Annotated in this window: 19 protein-coding genes; 5 read left to right on the top strand and 14 right to left on the bottom strand. The window is 63.2% G+C overall.

Going from position 1 to position 18,384, the window contains the following annotated elements; genetic code table 11:
* Positions 1 to 73 precede the first annotated feature (73 nt).
* Together AC5E6W_RS14085 and AC5E6W_RS14080 are read left to right on the top strand one after the other, a co-directional pair.
* Positions 74 to 1,450, top strand: coding sequence for a lipopolysaccharide biosynthesis protein (locus AC5E6W_RS14085; protein WP_491752949.1), 1,377 nt, complete (start codon positions 74 to 76; stop codon positions 1,448 to 1,450).
* A gap of 71 nt (positions 1,451 to 1,521) precedes the next feature.
* Entirely contained in the window at positions 1,522 to 3,996 is a 2,475-nt protein-coding gene (locus AC5E6W_RS14080) for a S9 family peptidase (RefSeq protein ID WP_491752948.1), read from the top strand.
* Between the two features lie 79 nt (positions 3,997 to 4,075).
* Here AC5E6W_RS14080 and gluQRS read toward each other — a convergent pair whose 3' ends face one another.
* The 7 genes from gluQRS to AC5E6W_RS14045 form a co-directional block, all read right to left on the bottom strand.
* Positions 4,076 to 4,984 (bottom strand): tRNA glutamyl-Q(34) synthetase GluQRS, encoded by a 909-nt coding sequence (gene gluQRS / locus AC5E6W_RS14075; protein WP_491752947.1) that lies wholly within the window; start codon positions 4,982 to 4,984, stop codon positions 4,076 to 4,078.
* A gap of 89 nt (positions 4,985 to 5,073) precedes the next feature.
* A complete protein-coding gene (locus tag AC5E6W_RS14070; protein WP_491752946.1) occupies positions 5,074 to 5,730 on the bottom strand; it encodes a response regulator transcription factor in 657 nt (218 codons plus the stop codon).
* A complete protein-coding gene (locus tag AC5E6W_RS14065; protein WP_491752945.1) occupies positions 5,727 to 6,794 on the bottom strand; it encodes a sensor histidine kinase in 1,068 nt (355 codons plus the stop codon). The genes AC5E6W_RS14070 and AC5E6W_RS14065 overlap by 4 nt, the downstream gene beginning before the upstream one ends.
* A 113-nt stretch (positions 6,795 to 6,907) precedes the next feature.
* Positions 6,908 to 7,714 (bottom strand): ABC transporter permease, encoded by an 807-nt coding sequence (locus AC5E6W_RS14060; RefSeq protein WP_491752944.1) that lies wholly within the window; start codon positions 7,712 to 7,714, stop codon positions 6,908 to 6,910.
* Positions 7,715 to 7,754: 40 nt separating this feature from the next.
* Positions 7,755 to 8,735: an ABC transporter ATP-binding protein gene (locus AC5E6W_RS14055; RefSeq protein WP_491752943.1), complete on the bottom strand. Its 981-nt coding sequence runs from the start codon at positions 8,733 to 8,735 to the stop codon at positions 7,755 to 7,757.
* Positions 8,736 to 8,924: 189 nt separating this feature from the next.
* Entirely contained in the window at positions 8,925 to 9,512 is a 588-nt protein-coding gene (locus tag AC5E6W_RS14050) for a KdsC family phosphatase (RefSeq protein WP_491752942.1), read from the bottom strand.
* A gap of 140 nt (positions 9,513 to 9,652) precedes the next feature.
* Positions 9,653 to 9,946 carry a YXWGXW repeat-containing protein gene (locus AC5E6W_RS14045; RefSeq protein WP_491752941.1) on the bottom strand — a complete coding sequence of 98 codons (294 nt, stop codon included), beginning with the start codon at positions 9,944 to 9,946 and terminating at the stop codon, positions 9,653 to 9,655.
* Positions 9,947 to 10,321: 375 nt separating this feature from the next.
* Between AC5E6W_RS14045 and AC5E6W_RS14040 the strand changes: the two genes are divergently transcribed.
* The gene (locus tag AC5E6W_RS14040) at positions 10,322 to 10,780 is read left to right on the top strand and encodes an NIPSNAP family protein (protein ID WP_491752940.1); all 459 of its coding nucleotides are present in this window, start codon (positions 10,322 to 10,324) and stop codon (positions 10,778 to 10,780) included.
* A gap of 21 nt (positions 10,781 to 10,801) precedes the next feature.
* Here AC5E6W_RS14040 and AC5E6W_RS14035 read toward each other — a convergent pair whose 3' ends face one another.
* From AC5E6W_RS14035 to AC5E6W_RS14020, 4 genes are all read right to left on the bottom strand, one after another.
* Positions 10,802 to 11,242, bottom strand: a complete 441-nt coding sequence (locus tag AC5E6W_RS14035; RefSeq protein WP_491752939.1) for an ester cyclase — start codon at positions 11,240 to 11,242, stop codon at positions 10,802 to 10,804.
* 93 nt (positions 11,243 to 11,335) lie between these two features.
* Positions 11,336 to 11,692 carry a hypothetical protein gene (locus AC5E6W_RS14030; protein ID WP_491752938.1) on the bottom strand — a complete coding sequence of 119 codons (357 nt, stop codon included), beginning with the start codon at positions 11,690 to 11,692 and terminating at the stop codon, positions 11,336 to 11,338.
* Positions 11,682 to 11,963: a hypothetical protein gene (locus AC5E6W_RS14025; RefSeq protein ID WP_491752937.1), complete on the bottom strand. Its 282-nt coding sequence runs from the start codon at positions 11,961 to 11,963 to the stop codon at positions 11,682 to 11,684. The genes AC5E6W_RS14030 and AC5E6W_RS14025 overlap by 11 nt, the downstream gene beginning before the upstream one ends.
* Before the next feature lie 591 nt (positions 11,964 to 12,554).
* Positions 12,555 to 13,364: a DUF3050 domain-containing protein gene (locus AC5E6W_RS14020; protein WP_491752936.1), complete on the bottom strand. Its 810-nt coding sequence runs from the start codon at positions 13,362 to 13,364 to the stop codon at positions 12,555 to 12,557.
* A 156-nt stretch (positions 13,365 to 13,520) separates the two neighbouring features.
* On the opposite strand from AC5E6W_RS14020, the gene AC5E6W_RS14015 reads away from it, so the two are divergent.
* Both AC5E6W_RS14015 and AC5E6W_RS14010 read left to right on the top strand, forming a co-directional pair.
* A complete protein-coding gene (locus AC5E6W_RS14015) occupies positions 13,521 to 13,988 on the top strand; it encodes a hypothetical protein (protein ID WP_491752935.1) in 468 nt (155 codons plus the stop codon).
* A gap of 313 nt (positions 13,989 to 14,301) precedes the next feature.
* Complete coding sequence (locus AC5E6W_RS14010; RefSeq protein WP_491752934.1) at positions 14,302 to 15,129, top strand: hypothetical protein; 828 nt, start codon at positions 14,302 to 14,304, stop codon at positions 15,127 to 15,129.
* A 217-nt stretch (positions 15,130 to 15,346) separates the two neighbouring features.
* Here AC5E6W_RS14010 and AC5E6W_RS14005 read toward each other — a convergent pair whose 3' ends face one another.
* The 3 genes from AC5E6W_RS14005 to AC5E6W_RS13995 all read right to left on the bottom strand — a co-directional run bounded on the left by AC5E6W_RS14005 (position 15,347) and on the right by AC5E6W_RS13995 (position 18,333).
* Positions 15,347 to 15,748: a hypothetical protein gene (locus AC5E6W_RS14005; protein WP_491752933.1), complete on the bottom strand. Its 402-nt coding sequence runs from the start codon at positions 15,746 to 15,748 to the stop codon at positions 15,347 to 15,349.
* A gap of 209 nt (positions 15,749 to 15,957) precedes the next feature.
* On the bottom strand, positions 15,958 to 16,662 hold the full coding sequence (gene pyrH / locus AC5E6W_RS14000) for a UMP kinase (RefSeq protein WP_491752932.1): 705 nt from the start codon (positions 16,660 to 16,662) through the stop codon (positions 15,958 to 15,960).
* A 36-nt stretch (positions 16,663 to 16,698) separates the two neighbouring features.
* Positions 16,699 to 18,333, bottom strand: coding sequence for a hypothetical protein (locus AC5E6W_RS13995; protein ID WP_491752931.1), 1,635 nt, complete (start codon positions 18,331 to 18,333; stop codon positions 16,699 to 16,701).
* Positions 18,334 to 18,384: the final 51 nt, after the last annotated feature.

Below are 18,384 nucleotides of genomic sequence, written 5' to 3'. Positions count from 1 at the left end.
TTACCTGGCATGATCTCAACTCATTGCGCACTGCGGAGGGGGTCGTGCGTGAGGCCATATCCGGAGTCCCGTCGTGGATGAGCACGTACGCAAGCGGCTGCTGGTCGGGCTTGCGACGAACATCGTCAGCAAGGCTTCGGGTACGTTGATCCAGTTGGTGCAGGTTCCGGTAATGTTTCATTACTGGGGCCAGACGATGTTTGGCGTTTGGGCAATTCTCACCGGGCTGCCGTCGTATCTCAGCTTCTCGAACATTGGATTTGGGGCGGTGGCTGGCAACGAGATGACGATGCTGATGGCGCGCGACGAGCAGGAAGCTGCGCTGGGCGTGTTCCAGAGCTGCTGGTGGCTCATCTCGCTCATCATGGGCTGCATCGGCGTGGTGTTTTGCACTGCCTTGTGGCTGCTGCCGATGGCCCGCCTGCTGAATCTAGATGGCATTAGTGAGCACGACACAAGCTGGGCGTTGTTCTGGCTGGGGCTTTCCATGCTTTTCAACCAGCTGGAGACGCTGCTGCAGGCGAGCTATCGCTGTATCGCGCGATACAGCTATGGGAACTTCCTGAAGAGCATGTTCACCATTGTCGCGTTTGCGATCCAGATGGTTCCGATTGCGATGGGGTATGGACCGCGCACGACGGCGATGGTGTTCGCGCTGGCGAATATCACCATCACCGTGGTGTTGATGGTCCTGGTGAAGCGGGACATTCCGTGGATCAGCTATGGATGGAGCCGCGCATCGTTTGGGGAGCTCAAGCGGCTGACGCGGCCCTCGATCGCGTTCATGGGCTTTCCGCTGGGGCAGTCGATGAACCTGCAGGGCTCGCAGATGGCGGTGAACTATGCGATGGGTTCGAACGCGGTGGCGGTGTTCTCGACGGCGCGCACGGTCTCACGGCTGGCGCTGCAGGCCGTGGAGATGGTGAAGAACACCGTGTGGCCGGAGCTCTCGATCGCGTTTGGAGCGGGCAACTGGGAGCTGGTGCGCACGCTGCATCGGAGGGCGTGCCAGATTGCGCTGTTCCTCTCGCTGGCGGTGATGGTTGTGGTGGCCGCGCTGGGGCCGCCGTTTCTGCATCACTGGACGATGGGCAAAGTGCCCGCGGACATGAAGCTGATCAGCCTGCTGCTGGTGGTGGTGGTGTTGTACTCGCTGTGGTCGACGAGCGCGACACTGGTTTCGGCGATCAACATGCATGAGCGGCTGGCGACGGTGTACAGCATTGCGACGGGGTGCACGGTGCTGGTGACGTATTTCAGCGCGAAGTTTTTTGGGCTGTACGGCGCGGCGGCTTCACTGATGGTGGCGGAGCTGGTGATGGATGTGTATGTGCTGCCGGCTTCGCTGAAGATCTCGCATGACACCTGGCCTGGCTTTCTGCGTGCGGTGTTGCACTGGCCGGAGAGTGCGCGGCCGTCGGCGCTGTTGCGGCGTCTGCGGCGTGCTTAATCGCGTCTGCTGTGGCCATCATGGCTCCGGCGGCGGGCATAATGTTGTGTAGAACCCGGAGTGCTTCTCTGATGATGCTGAACGATTCTCTTCGCCCCATGGCGCGCCGTCGTGCGCTGCTGGTTGCTGTGTCTCTCCTTGCCGCCTGCCCGGCTTCCGCGTTGGCTCAACGCGTGTATACGGCCGATGACTATAAGCAGGCTGAGCGCTGGATGAACTACAACACGCGGCCTCTGGTGACGCATACAGTCACGCGTGCGGAGTTCCTGGCGGATGGCCGGGTGTTCTATCGCGAGGTGCAGAGCGCGGGCGTGGTGTACATGCTGGCGGATCCGGCCAAGGGCACGAAGGCTCCGGCATTCGATGGCGGCGCGGTAGCGAAGGCGATCAGTGATGCGACGAAGCAGCCGGTGACGGCGGCGAGACTGAACGTGACGACTTTCCGGCCTGAGGCGAGCGGCTTCCTGGTGACGACGGGCGAAGGCAGCTTCCATTGCGATGCCGCGGCGACGAAGTGCACGGAAGAGGTGCCTCCGGTGGCGCACGTGCGGGGGCAGGACTCGCAGGCGCAGGCACAGAAGCAGCCGACGAATCCTGCGCCGGCGCGGCGTGGACGGCGTGGCGCGGAGCCGATCAATCTCTCGCCCGATGGGCGGCTGGCAGCGTTCCTTCGCGAGCACAACGTGTGGGTGCGCGACCTGACCAACGGCGAAGAGCGGCCGTTGACGACAGATGGCATCGAGGACTACGGCTACGCGACCGACAACGCCGGCTGGCAACACTCGGACCAGGCGATCCTGACGTGGTCCGCGGACTCCAAGAAGATTGCGACCTTCCGCCAGGACCAGCGCAAGACCGGCTTCATGTATCTCGTGCCAGTGACGAACCGTCATCCGAAGCTGGAGGCGTGGCGCTATCCGCTGGTGGGCGATGCCGATGTGACGATGATCGAGCCGGTGGTGATCGACGTGAGCACGGCCGCGATGACGAAGCTGCAGATCGCTCCGCTGGAACATCGCAGCATGGAATGCGACGACGTGAGCTGCGATGGCGATGGCCGTTGGAGCGATGTGGACTTCTCGCCGGATGATGCGAAGCTGGCGTTTGTCTCGACCTCGCGCGACCACAAAGATGAGTGGGTGAAGGTCGCGGACACGAGCTCCGGTGCGGTGAGCGATGTCTATCACGAGCATGTGGACACGTACTACGGCAACCAGGCCAAGACGGACTGGAAGGTGCTGTGGGGATCGAATGAGTTCCTGTGGGCGAGTGAGCGCAGCGACTGGGCGCAGTACTACCTCTACGACCTGACGACGGGCAAGCTGAAGCACGAGGTCACGCATGGCGATGGGCCGGTTGGTGAGATCGTCGCGCTGAATGCGGCTTCGCGCAGGTTGTACTTCACGGCGTATGGCAAGTCGAAGACGGAGAACCCGTACTACCGCAAGCTGTATAGCGTGACGCTGGATGGCAAGGACCAGATGTTGCTGACGCCGGAGGACCTCGATCACGCAATCACGGCTTCGGCGGATGGATCGCACTTCGTCGACGTGTACTCATCGCCGGAGCAGCCGCAGACGACGGTGCTGCGCGACGCGAGCGGCAAGGTGGTGCTGGAGCTGGCGAAGCAGGATATCTCGGCGCTGACGGCGGCGGGATGGAAGCCGCCGATGGGCTTCAAGGTGAAGGGGCCGGACGGCAAGACCGAAATCTACGGCTATGCGTGGCGGCCGACGAACTTCGATCCGGCGAAGAAGTATCCGGTGGTGGATGTGGTGTATCCGGGGCCGCAGGGCGGGTCGGTGACGGTGCATGGATCGGTGGCGTTCTCGGCATCGCTGGGCGATGACCAGGCGCTGGCGGACCTGGGGTTTGTGGTGGTGTCGATCGAGGGTATGGGCAATCCATATCGCTCGAAGAGCTTCCATGACTACAAGGCCTCGAAGCCTGAGGACATGGCTGTGGATACGATTCCGGATCAGGTAACGGGCCTCACGCAGCTGGCGAAGCAGTACTCGTGGATCGACCTCGATCGCGTGGGGATCTGGGGGCACTCGGGCGGCGGCAATGCGACGGCGTCGGCAATGTTCCACTATCCCGACTTCTTCAAGGTGGGCTGGAGCGAGAGCGGCAACCATGACAATCGCGACTATGAAGATGACTGGGACGAGCGCTGGGCTGGGCTTGAGGTGATTGGCCCGGACGGTAAGAGCAACTACGAGGCGCATGCCAACCAGAACTATGCAGCGAACCTGAAGGGCAAGCTGATGCTGGTGCATGGGTCGATGGATGACAACGTGCCGCCGAACAATACGTATCTGGTCGACGAGGCGCTGATGAAGGCGAACAAGAACTTCGACATGCTGATTGTGCCGAACGTTCCGCATGGCTATCAAGCGATGGGACCGTACATCATGCGGCGGCGTTGGGACTACTTCGTGCAGAACCTGGGTGGCGGCACGCCTCCGGCGGACTTCGCGCCGACGCCGTACCGGGATACGATCCGCACCGCGTTCGGGCCGGATGTTGAGGACGAGCAGCCGTAGGTTGTTGTCGCAGCGTCCTCGTCAGCGCAACAGGGAAGGGCATGGCTTCGGCTGTGCCCTTTTGCTTTGTGCTGCGTGCTTAGTGTGCGTCAGTGCTGAACATTGCGAGCACTTGTGCTGGTGTGTGGCCTTGTTCGCGGAGGGTGCGCAGGGCGAGGGCATCGTGGCGCTTGGCGAGACGTATGCCGGTGTTGTCGCGCATGAGGTCGCAGTGGAAGTATGCGGGCGTGGGGAGGCTGAGCGCGCGCTGCAGCAGGAGCTGGCGGGCCGTGGACTTGAGGAGATCGCGGCCGCGCACGACCTCGGTGATGCCCATGGCGGCATCGTCGACGACGCAGGAGAGTTGATAGCTGGGCAGGCCTTGATCGCGCGGATTGTTGGTGAGGGCTTTGCGCCAGATGATGAAGTCGCCGAAGTCGGCGTCGGGTGTGCAGCCTGCGAGAAAGGATTGCGGGCCGGCGTGGCCGTCGAGGAAATGGATGGCTTTTCCGTCAGGGACGCGGAGACGATAGTTGGTGGTAGGGGAGAAGTGGTGCTTCTCCAAAGTAGAAGCGGGTCCTTCGTCGCACCGCTCCTCAGGATGACAAACATTCGGTCTGCAGCGGCCGTTGTAGACAGGCTCGTCGTCGAGGTCGTGTTGCGGGGCGTTGTCTTCGTGCGGAGCGGACATGGCTTGCGCGAGATCCTTGCGGCTGCAGGTGCAGGGGTACGCGTGGCCGCTGCGTACGAGCTGCAAGATGGCGTCGCGATAGAGCGCGAGGCGATCGCTCTGGCGCAGCTCGCCTTGCCAGGTGATGCCGAGCCAGTGCAGGTCTTCCTTCATTGCGTCGGAGTATTCGGGCCTGGCGCGCTGGAAGTCGAGGTCTTCATCGCGCAGCCAGAGACGGCCGTTGGATGCGCGTGCACGCTCGTATGCGATCCAGAAGGTGCGTGCATGGCCGAGGTGCAGCAGGCCCGTGGGGGATGGTGCTAGGCGACCCGTGTACATAAGCAGAACAGCAGAATAGCGGAACAGCAGAACAGTAAGGAACGCGGCAGCTGTTCTGCTACTTTCCTGTTCTGCTCGTTCTGCTGCTCCTAAAGCCAGCCGCGGGCGCGGGCGATTCTGGCGGCGTCGACGCGGTTGGCTGCCCCTAGTTTGGCGATGGCTTCGGATAGATAGTTGCGGACTGTGCCTTCGGAGAGGCGGAGCTCGGCGGCGATGTCGGCGGAGGTTTGGCCGTCGCCGGCGCGGCGGAGGATCTGGCGTTCGCGATCGGAGAGGGGATCTTCCTCGGTGTTCCAGGCTTCGGCGGCGAGCTCGGGATCGACGGCGCGAAGGCCTGCATGGACGCGGCGAATGGCTTCGGCGAGTTCGCTGGCGGGGCGCTCCTTAAGCATGTAGCCGCGGGCTCCTGCATCGAGCGCGCGACGAAGATAGCCGGGCCGCGCGAAGGTGGTGAGGATGACGACTTTTGCGGCGAGGCCGTTGTCTTTGACGGCGGCGGCGAACTCGAGGCCGGTCATCTCGGGCATCTCGATGTCGGTGACGATGACGTCGGGCTTGAGCTGCTGGGCCAGGCGATGGGCCTCGCGGCCGTTGGCGGCCTGGCCGATGACGGTGAGGTCGGGCTCGAGTTCGAGCAGCGCGGCGAGTGCGCCGCGGAGCATGGTCTGGTCTTCGGCGAGCAGGACACGAATGAGTTTTGCGGCTGCGGGTTTGTTCGTGCTCTTCGAGGAAGCGATGGGGGTCACGATGCGATGCCTTCTGCCTGCAATGGAAGCTCGATGAGCAGGCAGGTGCCGGCGCGATATTCGAGCTGGACACGGCCGCCGAGCGATTCGACGCGCTCCCGCATGCCGCGCAGGCCGTTGCCTTCGCGCAGGTCCGCGGCCTGACCGTTGTCTTCGACGTGCAGACGGCGGCGGCCCTGCTCGGTGACGAAGCGGAGCTTGCAGGTGGTGGCCCTGGCGTGGCGCACGATGTTGGTGACGGACTCGCGCAGTGCGAGGGCGAGCACGGTCTCTTCGGCTGCGGTGAGGCCGGAGAGCGAGGTGGCTTCGGCGATCAACGTAACGCCGGCGGCTTCGAGGGTCTGGCGGGCGGTCTCGATTTCCGTGCCGAGGCCGCGGGTGCGATAGCCTCCGATGGCTTCGCGGACCTCGGCGAGAGCCTTGCGCGCGGTGCGTTCGACGTCGGCGATCTCGATGGCGGCGCGCTGCGGATCGAGCTCCATGAGGCGGCCGGCGAGTTCGGCCTTCAACGTGATGACGCTGAGTGTGTGGCCGAGGACATCATGCAGATCGCGGGCGATGCGCTCGCGTTCGGCGAGTGCGGCGAGGGCTTCGATCTCTTCGTGGGCCATGCGCAGCTTGCAGTCCGCGCGCTTCTGCTGCGCGACGAAGATGTTGCTGCCACCGATGATCAACACCAGAAGGATGCCGATGAGCGCGTTGGGCCACTCCTTGTGCATCAGGTAGCGCTCGCCGAGGATGGCGCAGCACTCGGTGGCGAAGAGGATGAGGATGGTGCGGGTCTTGGGGAAGCTGAACGGGATGAAGCCGGCGGTGTAGACGAAGAGGCAGCTTGCGCCGCCATTGAAGGGGAAGGCCACGAGGCCAAGGAGGAAGGTGCAGAGGATCATCCAGCGCCGGACTGTCTCGGTGGTGGCGCTGATGTAGGTGGCGAAGATGACGAGGAAGACGGCGAAGATGACCAGCGTGTTGCGCCACAGCCCGCGCCGCGGATCGAAGATGGGCTCGATGAACAGGAACAGCGAGTAGGCGACCCACATCCAGGCGATGGCTCTGCGTTCCATGCGTACCAGCGATCTTCCGATCATGACAACCTCTGCCCCGCCGGTATGGGACCGGCTTCCTGGGTTCGAGTGTAACGCCGCCGGCAGATGGCGGGCGGCGCGTGTGGCTTTCGTTATGCGTTCTGTTCGCGGCGGCGGAAGGCGATCCAGGCGACGCCGAACATGAGCATCGTGAAGCCGAGCAGGCCGAGCCAGTGACTGGCGACGGTCTTCTTGGGGTCTGCCGCGCCGAAGACGCCGAGCATGAGCTGCGCGAGGTGGTACGTCGGCAGCAGCGGAGCGATGTGCTGTACGGCTTTGGGCAGGGCGGTAAGCGGAATCCAGAGGCCGCCGAGGAAGCTCATAGGAAGGTACATGAGGTTGGTGACGCCGGGTGCGGAGTTGAAGGGCACGATGAGCGCAAGCGCGAGGCCCATGCTGGCGAAGGGGATGGCTCCCGCGGCGACGAGCGCGAGCATGTGCGTGTACTCCGCCAGCGAGAGGTGAACGTGGCCGAAGGCGATGCCGAGGATAGAGAGCAGGGTGAGGATGATCGCTCCGAAGCAGATGGCGGTGACGCACCTGGCCGCAAGGTACGCAGCGGGAGGCATGGGGCTGGCGCGCTTGAGCTCCAGCCAGCCGGCGCTGAGGTCCGCAGCCATGCCCACGCCAATGCCGAAGAGCGCCGAACCGACGACACCAAAGACTGCGTAGCCGGCGAGCATGTAGCGAGCAATGGATGTGCCGTCGATGGTCTCGTGGCGGTTCATCATGATGCCGAAGAGGAGATAGAACATCACGGGGAAGCCGATGGCGGAGAGCGAGAAGGTGCGCGTGCGCAGGGAGCCGATGAGCGAGAAGCGGGTCTCCGAGAGGAAGATGCGCAGCGTGCGGGTGAAGGTCGATTCGGCGGGAGCGAGGGGAAGCGTCGCGGTGGACATGGGGTTCTCCTTAGGGAGGAAGCTTGGGTGGCGCTGTGACCTAGTCGTTGCGCGTGAGGGCGAGGAAGGCGTCTTCGAGTGCGGGGCTCTGGACTTCGAGCGAGTGCAGGGCCTGGTCGAGTGCGAGCATCTCGCGCAGCGTGCTCTCGGGCATGGAGCTGATGACGACGGTGCGGCCCTCGTCGAGAGTGGTGCTGTTCACGCCGGGCATTCGGAGCAGGTGTTCGCTGCTGAGCGTGGTGACGCAGCGGATGATCTTGATGGCAACACCGGCGGCAACCGAGCCGGCACCAGCCGAGCCTGCAGCGCCGGCGCTCTTGATCTCGGCGGAGGTGCCTTCGCGCACCACGCGGCCCTTGCTGATGACGATGATGCGATCGGCGAGAGCGTCGGCTTCTTCGAGGTAGTGCGTGGTGAGCAGGACGGTCTTGCCGGCATCGCGGAGGGCTCGGATCTGCGACCACATGGCGCGGCGGGCCTCGATGTCGAGGCCGACGGTGGGCTCGTCGAGGAAGACGAGGTCGGGGTTGCCGGCGAGCGCGAGCGCGAAGAGGACGCGCTGCCGCTGGCCGCCGGAGAGTTGGCCGAAGAGGCGGTCTTCGAGGCCTTCGAGGCCGGCGGCATGGACCAGGAACGCGACGCTGGCGGGGGTCGGGTAATAGCTCCGGAACATCGCGATGTGCTCGCGGACCTTGAGCATCTCGGGCGCGCGGCCTACCTGCAGCATGACACCGGTGCGGAGGCGTGTGGAGGTCAGCCGCGGGTCGGCACCGAAGATGCGAACTTCGCCGGAGGTGGGCGCGCTGAGACCCATCATCAGGCGCACGGCGGTCGACTTGCCCGCGCCGTTGGGGCCGAGCAGAGCGACGATCTCACCACGGCGGAGCTCCAGCGAGAGGCCGTCGAGTGCCACGACGCCGTTGCTATAGCGCTTGGTGATGTTGGTGAGCGTGGCTACGGCGGGGGCCGCAGTGTGCGGTGCAGACTTCGTTTGCTGGGAGATCTCCATCACCTGGTTCATCGCGAGTGCCTTCCTGTTGCGGAGTTCGCAGTACGTCTACAGGAAGAAGTTTCGCGCGATCGCGGCGACGAATGGAGTGCAGGGAGTCAGCAAAGTGAGGTGACGAATGTCATAGAGGCTAGTGAATAGTGAGTAGTGAATAGTGAGTAGATATTCTCCCTGACTGTTCACTACCCACTTTTCACTCCTTTACATATTTCCCGGGCCGATGTCGGCCTTGCTGGCGGCTTCGTTTTCGGGATCGAGGTAGGCTTCGATGGTCTGTTGCAGGATGCCGCGAGAGAGGAGCAGGAAGTCGATGACATCGCGGCCTGCGCCTTGTCCTCCGGGCATGGGCGTGATCCAGTGGGCCATGGACTTCACCTCGGGGCGGGCATTGGCGGTGGCGACGGCGAAGCCTACCTTACGCAGCACCGGGAGGTCGATGATGTCGTCGCCGACGTAGGCGATCTCTTCGAGCGTGACGTTCTCGGCGGCGATGATCTTCGTGACCGCTTCCATCTTGTGCGACTGGCCCTGGTAGAGATGGTCGATCTTGAGATCGCGGGCGCGGATGGCGACGACCTGCGAGTTGCGCTTGGTGACGAAGCCGATCTTGAGGCCGCCGAGCCTGGCGATGGAGACGCCCATGCCATCGTGCGCGGAGAAGCTTTTGACTTCGGTACCCTTGCCGTCAGGGCCGGGGATGATGGTGATGTCGCCGTTGGTGAGCACGCCGTCCACATCGAACAGCAGCACCTTCACGCGCCGGGCGCGTTCTTCTGCAGTGAGGGTCATGGCTCGATGATAGCGGCTTGCAGTGAAGAGAGGATAAGAAGACAGGGCACGGAGTGGAGGCTCTATCGCCTCGGCGACGATTGAGCCTCAGTCCCGTGTCCTGTCTGCTGCTGCCTGTGTGCAGGCTTAGAAGCCGCTGGTTAGCGCCAGTGGCCTTCGATCCAGACCCAGCCTCCGCCACGGTGTGCCCAGTGTCCATCCACCCAATGGGCATGAGGATGAGGTGGTTCGACATACTCGCCGGGAACCCAGACGTAGCGGCCGCCATCCCAGCGGTGATATCCCGCACGCCAGGCCCAGCCGTCGTGCGGCGGGGGACCGGGGTGCTCGATGAGGGGCCTGGGTGGTCCCACCTGCACCACTACCTGAGCTCCCGCGCCCAGGCTTGTTGCCAGCAGGATGCCGCCCACGGCGGCGAGGATCTGTTTTCTCATGGTCGTTTACTCCTTCGAGTTGCAGGGACGCGACATGCGCCCGATGCGTTATTTGGCTCAGACGCCAGGAGGCGGATGGAAGTTGTGGAGCGCCGCGGCAAAAAGCCACGCTGAGAGCGAAAATTCCTCAGGGAATCCTCGCTTTACAGCGAAAAAGCAATTCAATCAGGCAACCCTTCCACGGAATCGCGGTGGTTGTAACTGCGAGCGAGGGCTACGAACGCGGCGATGAGAAGCGTTTCGAGTTACAGCGAACGCTTCCATGCCATCTCGCGATTCCATCTAGAGCCGGGGCGCAATTCCATCTACACTGGTGCGCATCAGAGAATCCCACTCTGCCGACACCGGGCAGCGGATCCAGAACAGGCGACACACATGAAGGAAATAACGATCTCTCCTACGATCACTCGCCGCGGCGCACTGACGAGCCTTGGCGCGGCAGCCGCGCTTCCCCTGCTGATGGGAGCGCATCGAGGCGAACCGGCCCCAAACGTCTCATCGGAGACGGTCTATGAGCTGCGCATCTATCACTGCAACCCGGGCAAGCTGCCAGCGCTGCTGGAGCGCTTCAAGAAGCATGAGGTGAAGATCTTTGAGCGCCTGGGAATGCACCCGGTGGGCTTCTGGACTTCGATTGAAGCGCCGGATGCAGGCAATGTACTGACGTACATGCTGCGTCATCCCAGCAAGGAGGCGATGGATGCGGCGTGGAAGGCGTTCAGCTCCGACCCCGAGTGGCTGGTGATCAAGGCCGAGTCAGAGAAGGATGGCGCGTTGGTGGGCAAGCACGACATCACACATCTCCGGCTGACGGACTTTTCGCCGGTGCTTTAGACCTGACGCGCTGGCGGGGGTCTACGCCAGCGTGAGTTCGCGTACTTGCGAAGCGGCCTCGAGTTCCTGGCGCACCCGGGTCAGGTCCATCGACTCCCAGCCTTCGGTGATGCGTCCATCCTTGATGACCAGGAAGCTGGCGCCGGGCAGCGAGACCTCGCGGCCGGTGGGGCGCAGACCGAGGCCGTCGCCGGTGTGGCGCATGTGCGCGGTCCAGCGTACGGCAACGGTGTCGCACTCGGCGATGACATCGTCTACGTGGATCTTGATGTCCGAGAACGAGCGCTGAAACTCGCGCAGCGTGTCGCCAAAGGCGGCGGCCCCGTGGAGCGCTGTCCCAGGCTGGGGGAAGCCATGCGTTTCGGCGGATGGGGCCAGCAGCTCCGCGAGCGATTCCGTGTTGCCTGCGTTCCAAACCTCTTCATACCAGCGGCGGGCCAGGGCCTTGTTTGCGTCAGTCATCGCTATCTCCGATCTCCGGTCAACGCACTCAGCCTAGGCCCCAGGGAGGGCTCCCGCTGTGACGGGGAGCACGAAGATAACGACGAACGACAATCAGTGGAGTTTCGCTTCCGTGGCGAAGATATCAAGCAGCACATCCACCGTGAGCAGAAGCAAACTGGCTCCTTGCAGCAGAAATCCCACGAACACCCAGTAGATGCCCACCAGCGAGATCGCTTTCTTCTCTTCGGTGATCGAACTGAGTGCCGCGATGCCCCTCGCTTCCTGTGCGACGGCCGTGGAGTGAAAGAGGAGGAAAGCGCCCGTCCAGCGGGCGACAACCCGAAGCACATCCCGCGCAGAGAAAGTGTGGTAAAAGCGGGTCAGCAGAAACGTCCCCCACATGCTGGCCGATGTACCGACCACGCCGATCAGGGAACTGACCAACTCGAGGGCATTCTTAGTAGTCATAAACCTCTTTGAGGAAGAGGCTCTTCATCCAGACCGTCGTGTCCGAGTATTGATACACAAGCAGAAATCGGCCGCAAATGACGAAGTAATGGCGGCCGGAATGGCCGGAGAAGAGAGGTAAGCCGAAAAGAAAGAGATTGCCGAGTCCAGGTGTCTCGACGACGCGACGGACACATTCCACGGTCGCATTGAACTCTCGTTCATTTCCTACGGTGAAGGAGGCCAGGTCGTGGCAAAACTGCTCTGAATTTTCCAGGGACCTTTCAGGCATCTAGGTAGTATGCCGGCGCTACAAGCGCAGGCTCCTCCTCCTGCGCGGCTGCCTTTATGTGCCCAATCATCGAGCCGCTCGAAAGCTTGCGCTTGTGCGACTCGAATTCCTTCCTGAGCCCATCCAGACCGACGATTTCCCCCCGACGAATCTGCCGGGTTGCGGCCTTTACCTTGGCGAGAGCCTCTGCATCGTTCGACAAACGCTCAGCAATACGCTCGATGGTCGACTTCCCAGACGTTTTCACAATGTTTCCTCATTGCGTCTGCGGGAACCCTGATTTAGGCATGCAGGCGCATCATCCGATCAATGTAACACCGGGGCCAACCGTCGAGTTGTGCCAATATCGCACGAACTCCGGCCTGACGCCAAGCTTTTTGCCATATTTTTCGGAGCAGAATCTCCCAAGATAGGATCTCCGTCTCGCTATAGGCCACGTCTTTCCGCTCGAACCGGTGGTCTCCCAGAGAAATGTTCCAAATGCCGTGAACAGCTGATGCTAAACACCTTGCCGATGTTCGTCTGGCATCAACCTTCCTCAAGACCGTGCGTGCTTGTGTCGCAGCACCAACAACTGAAGATTAGATGCCGCTACCGGGTTGCGCGGACCTCGGCGAGTACACCGTCCCAGAGGGCGAGGCGGGCGGTAAGGGCTTCTTCGGCCGCGATGGTGGCTTCGGTCCAGAGGAGCTGGTCGTTGCCGCAGAGATCGGCGACCATCCGAAGGGAGAGCGGGCCATGGTCGTCGCCGTCGACTTCGATGTGGCGCTCGAGGTACCAGACGAACTGGCCGAGGCGGCCGTCGCGCTGGTCGTTGAGCTCGCGCACCATGCCGCGGAACATCTCGGGGATGACGTCTTCGCGGCCGAAGGTAAAGGCGGCGGCCTGCGCGGCGAGGTTGCCGTGGCGGATGACGCGGAAGGTGGAGCGGACGAAGTCACGCGCAGGAGCAGGAGCGTCGGCGAGACCGGCTTCGAGAGCTGCGTCGACACCAGCGCCAGCGTCCGAGGCTTCGCGCAGCTTTGCGAGCAGGGCCTCGATCGGCGCGGTGTCGGCGTCGAGGGCGTGCATGGCTTCGAGGTAGATCTCGAAGTGGCTGAGGGGGCGGTTTTGGTACTCGTCGGACTCTTCGCCGAGGACGATCTCGTTGATGAAGCGGCGGCTGGCGGCGTAAGGGCTGGGGACCCAGGGGACGTCGACGCAGGTGAGGGCGCGCTGCAGGGATTTGAGCAGGGACATGAAGTCCCAGACGGCGAAGACATGGGCTTCGAGGAAGAGGCGGAGGTCGCGCTCGTCGCGGACTTCGGCGTAGATAGGGTGCGCGGCGAGCTGCCTGCGGAGCGGGGCGATGTGGGCTTCGAGAGCGTCGAGCGGAGCAAGAACGGGTGCGGCGGAACTCATAGCTTCAGTATCGCAAGAGGTTGCGGGCTTTTAGCGCTGGGGGCATATCGAAAGACGACGGGAAGATTTTCTCGCGGGGCCACCTGTGGAGAGCTGAAGCCATCCGAAGTGTTGGGCCTTTTGGGAAGCAAGTCGAAGAAGACCAGGAGAACGATCATGATGACCACCTTGAAAGTATTGGCGCTATCCGCGGTAGCTATCGGCGGGTTGGCTTTGTCGCCTGCGGCGAAGCCGCAGGTTTCGGTTGGGGTTGATATTGGCGGCGCGCCGATTTGCCCGTATGGTTATTTCGACTATGCGCCGTATGACTGCGCACCCTATGGCTATTACGGCCCGGACTGGTTTGCGGGCGGTGTGTTTATCGGCGCGGGGCCGTGGTTCCATGGGCCGCATGGGTTCCATGGGCACGTAGACAACCGGTTCGATCCGCATCACGGGTACAACGGCCCGGTGCCATCCCGCGGGGCGCAGCAGTTCAACCATTTCCAGGGCAACGAGGCCCATGATGGGCAGGGTCACGTGGTCGCGCAGCCGAACCATTCGGGCGGTGGCGAGCATGCGCTGCCTGGATTCCATGGCGGCGGAGCACCTCGTGGCGGTGGTGGCGGACGACCGCGGGACTAACGTTGCAGTCTAGAAGTTGTGGGGAGAGCGGCTCGTCCTGTTGGGGCGGGCCGCTTTTTTGCGCGCGGTCCTGCGCCGGGAAGGCCGGTGGTCGAGGGCTATCTCAACGGCCCAGCACTTTGGGAGGGCGCTCTGACTGCCGTTCCTGCCGGGCTGGGTCGATGGGTTGCTGACCAATGTCTGTCCTCAGCCCTCTTTTCTCGAGATAGCGTTTCGGCCCGGTATCATGAGGGTTGGGGCGAACGCTCCTGAAGTTCGAGGGGCTGTCGCTCTTCAAGTTGACGAGCAAACGCTCCGGGAGTTGGGAAGACCGATGGCAACGCAACCTGTATCGATGGGCCGCTATTGGCGTGAGGCTTCTGACCTGTTTTTCCGGCGGCCGCTGTTGTGGGTGCCGGTGCTGGTGGCGGACTTTGCTGGCTCGCTGCTGAACCTGGCTCAGGGTGCGCTGGTACATACGATTGCGGTGTCGCGGATGCAGTATCACTCGGCGCTGGGCGGCACGGTGAAGAACTCCGGCCTGACGCTGCAGGCGGCGCAGCAGCTTTACGTCTATGCGATGACGCTGGGATGGATCACGAATTTTGTGCGCATCCTGCTGTATGTTGCGGCCTTCTTGCTGACAGCTGGGCTGGTGTGGAGCGGTGGGCAGCGCGACACGTGGGAGAAGGTTGTGGCGACCCTGCGGCCGCGCGGCAACGGAGGCACACTGCTCGCGCTGCGGGCGCTGGCGCTGTATGCGGCTGCTGCGATCGGGAACACGTACCTGTCGCGCTACCTGTCGGTGAAGAACCCGGCGATGCTGCGGAACATCTGGTTTCACCTGGCGATTGCCGTGCTGGTGGTGGCGCTGCAGGTGGCGGTGTTGTCCAATGCGGCGTTGAAGCTGCTGGTAGAGCAGAAGCCCTCGGAGCATGGCGCGCGAAGCGCTCGGATGATGGCGCTGCTGCTGGGGTTTGTGTCGCTGGCGATGGGATTCTTCATTGGGCGCAGCGCGATCCTGCGCAGCACGAGTGATAGTAAGCGGATCACGCTGGAGGTGCTGGCGTCGCTGCTGACGGCGGTGCCGTACATCCTGATGTTCGTGGGGTTTGCGAGCATTGCGGCGGCGGAGCGGAGCGAGATTGTGGACGCGGGCTGAGGTCTAAGGGCTTAGGAAAGCGCTGCACCGAAAGCTTGTCCCGATCAGCGATCTGATACCTCAGGGGCTAAAGCCCAGGTGTTTGGGGCCGTTTATGGCGGGGCTGAAGCCCCGCCCTGACAAAGCGCGACTTAGCGGGGCTGAGGTGTTGCCCTGACGAAGCGCGACACAGCTAGGCTGAACTCCCGGCTTTGACCGAACGGGACTTGTGCGGATTTCAGGCTGTGGAGTTGTGCCTCATCCTGCGGGCGGCGAGATAGCCTCCTGTAAGCGCGGCGAACGGTGGTAGCGCGGCCATGAGCAGCTGGTAGCCGTAAGGCTGCGCTGGTGAGGGCTCGATGAGCATTGCGAGGCTCAGCAGGCCCAGGAGCATGGCTAGTGCGAGCGCGTGGTGCATGGGGTTGTAGCCGCTGAGGCGCGCGGCGAGCCAGCCTCCGGCGACGGCAGCCAGCAGCGAAAAGGCGGCGCTGACGACAAGGTAGCCGGGCGTGGGATGGCCAGGGATGTTCATGGCGCGCTCTGCGAGCAGATTGCAGGCGATCACCAGGGAGATCATGAGGGCGAAGCCGGCGAGAACGGCTAACACGCTGCGCAGGGCTTTGGGAATCGCGGCGGGCATTATGCGCCCGATGATATCGCATGGCTTGGGCTGGAATTGTGGGGTTGGTTTTCAGCTACGAGCTATGAGGGATTGAGCTATGAGGGGGCTGGGAAGCTAATAGGAGTGCGGACTTCGGGAAAGGGGTGATCGAGCTCGGAGCTTTGAGTTTTGAGCTGGGAGTTTGGACTTACCAGTTATCCAGACACCAGTTATTCAGTCGCCAGATGTTATGCGGTGACCAGAGTTCCCAGCTTTTCGCCGTTGATGACGCGCTGGATGTTTCCCTTCTCGCGCATGGAGAAGATGATCATCGGCAGGTTGTTGTCTTTGCAGAGCGAGACGGCGGTGGTGTCCATCACACGGAGGCCGAGCTTGATGATCTCCATGTACGTGATGGTCTCGAACTTCTGGGCGTCTGGGACTTTTTTGGGGTCGGCAGTGTAGATGCCGTCGACGCTGGTGGCCTTGAGGAGGGCGTCGGCGCCGATCTCCATGGCGCGGAGGCTGGCGGCGGTGTCGGTGGAGAAGTAGGGGTTGCCGGTTCCGGCGGCGAAGATGACGATGCGGCCCTTTTCGAGGTGGCGGACGGCTCGGCGGCGGATGTAGGGCTCGGCGACCTGGTGCATGGCGATGGCGCTCATGACGCGGCAGTAGGCGCCGAATTTCTCGATGGCGTCCTGCAGGGCGATGGAGTTGATCACCGTGGAGAGCATGCCCATGTGATCGGCGGCAACGCGGTCCATGTGCTGGGCCTGCTCGGCGACGCCGCGGAAGAAGTTTCCCCCACCGACGACGATGGCGACTTCGCAGCCACTTTTGGAGACCTCGACGATCTCCTCGGCGATGGCGTTGATGAAGACGGCGTCGACGCCGAAGCCGCGGCCGGCGGCCAGGGCTTCCCCGGAGATCTTGAGCAGAACGCGCTTATACATGCTGGTGCCAGTGTACAAGGTGCTGTCTTGGCACCCTTAGCGGTTGGGGACGGGTGCGGCGTCGCCGGGAACGCACATCGTGTACGGACCGGAGTGATACGGGCAGATCCAGCCGACGCCGATCTGTTGTTCGAGGCGGTTGTGGGTCTCGGCGGCGAGCGGGTCGGCCTGGAGCAGGAAGTTCACCCGGGAGAGGACGGCCTGGCGGACGGCGGGGTTGTTGTCGAGGCTGTAGGAGAGCAGGTTGGGGATGCTGGCGTCGGCGTCGCCGAGGACGGGGTGGCGCGCGCCGAGGGGGATGGTAGTGAGGTCAAGCCAGGGGCTGTTCAGGGCGACGTCCTGATGCGCGGTGAGGTAATTCATGCCGGCCCACTGCAGTGGAGACGCGGCGAGGTGCGGGTAGGGACGCCTCCAGTGATCGAGCCGGGTTTGAAGGACGACGGCGACCTGGTCCGCGGGCATGGAGGGCAGGTCGCGCCAGGCCGCGGCCTGTTGCGCGATGGGGCGCACGATGGGGTCAACCACGAAGAAGAGGCCGAGGGTGGCGAGCATGGCCACCGCCACAGCGAACGGACGGAAGGCAGGCGAAGCAGGACGATAGGTTGCAGCGGCTCCCAGAACGGCCAGCCATGCCGGCCAGAGGAGGCGATCGCCGACGTAGACGCCTCCGTTGATGTCGCGGGGGGCGATGATCACGATCACGGCGCTGAGAACGACGAGGCCTCCCCAGAAGAGGGCGGGAGATGTCCGGCCCAGGGGCCGCTCGCGGCGGAACTGCAGGAGGAGGAACCAGGCGCAGGCTGCCAACGTCAGCAGGATCAGAGCGTAGTAGGCATAGATCGTCCAGCTTTGCCCGCCGAGGAAGAAGAGCCGGGCGAAGCGGGAGAGTTCGATCTGGAAGAGACCTTTGCCGGGGTCGCGGGGGTTCTGCGTGAACGGGTGCGACTGGCTGAAGCGGGCGACGTAGAGGAGGTTCAGGCCGGCGAGGACGAGGCAGAGGAGATCGAGCTTGAGGACCGAGGTGAACGAAAAGCGGCCATCAGCGATGCGTGTGGAGCCCAGACGCCAGACCAGGTGCAGCCCGCAGAAGGCGAGCAGGCCGAAGAGCGGGAGGGGATGGGTGAACATCACCACGATTGAGAGGAGAACGAAGGCGATGCGACGCACGGCCGATGAGCCGGAGAAGCGGAGCCACAGGCCCAGCGCGAACATGGCGATCGAGGTCGCAAGGCAGTAGTTGATGAAGCCCATCATGAGGGGCCAGTTGAGCAGCTCCAGGCTCACGAACAGGGTGACAACATCTGCCGATGGGCCGATGGCTCGTGCCATGTAGCGGAAGCCGTAGAGGAAGAGCGCCACATAACTGCAGAGGATGAGCTTGTTGGCCAGCACCATCGGCATAAAGCGGCTGAGGCCGATGAGGGCGTAGTAGTACAGCGAGTAGGGCGGGAAGAGATTGCGGATGTAGTAGAAGTCGGCGTAGAGGCCGGGAGTTCGGCTGAGGAGATGGGAGAGGACGTTGGCGTAGTAGAGATGCGCGGGGCCATCCTGGGTGGGGAAGTCGGGCAGCGAAAGCACCCACACGATGTAGGCGGCAGCGATGAGGAAGAGAGCGGTGCTCTCAAGGGTCGGCCAGCCGCGGGTTGTTGCTTTGCCTGACGCGTCCTGCATGATCCGTGGCTCCGACCTGTGGCTGGATGAAGAAGAGTGGGTCTGCACGAC

It is taken from the genome of Bryocella sp., from assembly GCF_058498515.1.
This window is presented reverse-complemented; position numbering and strand designations above follow the sequence as displayed.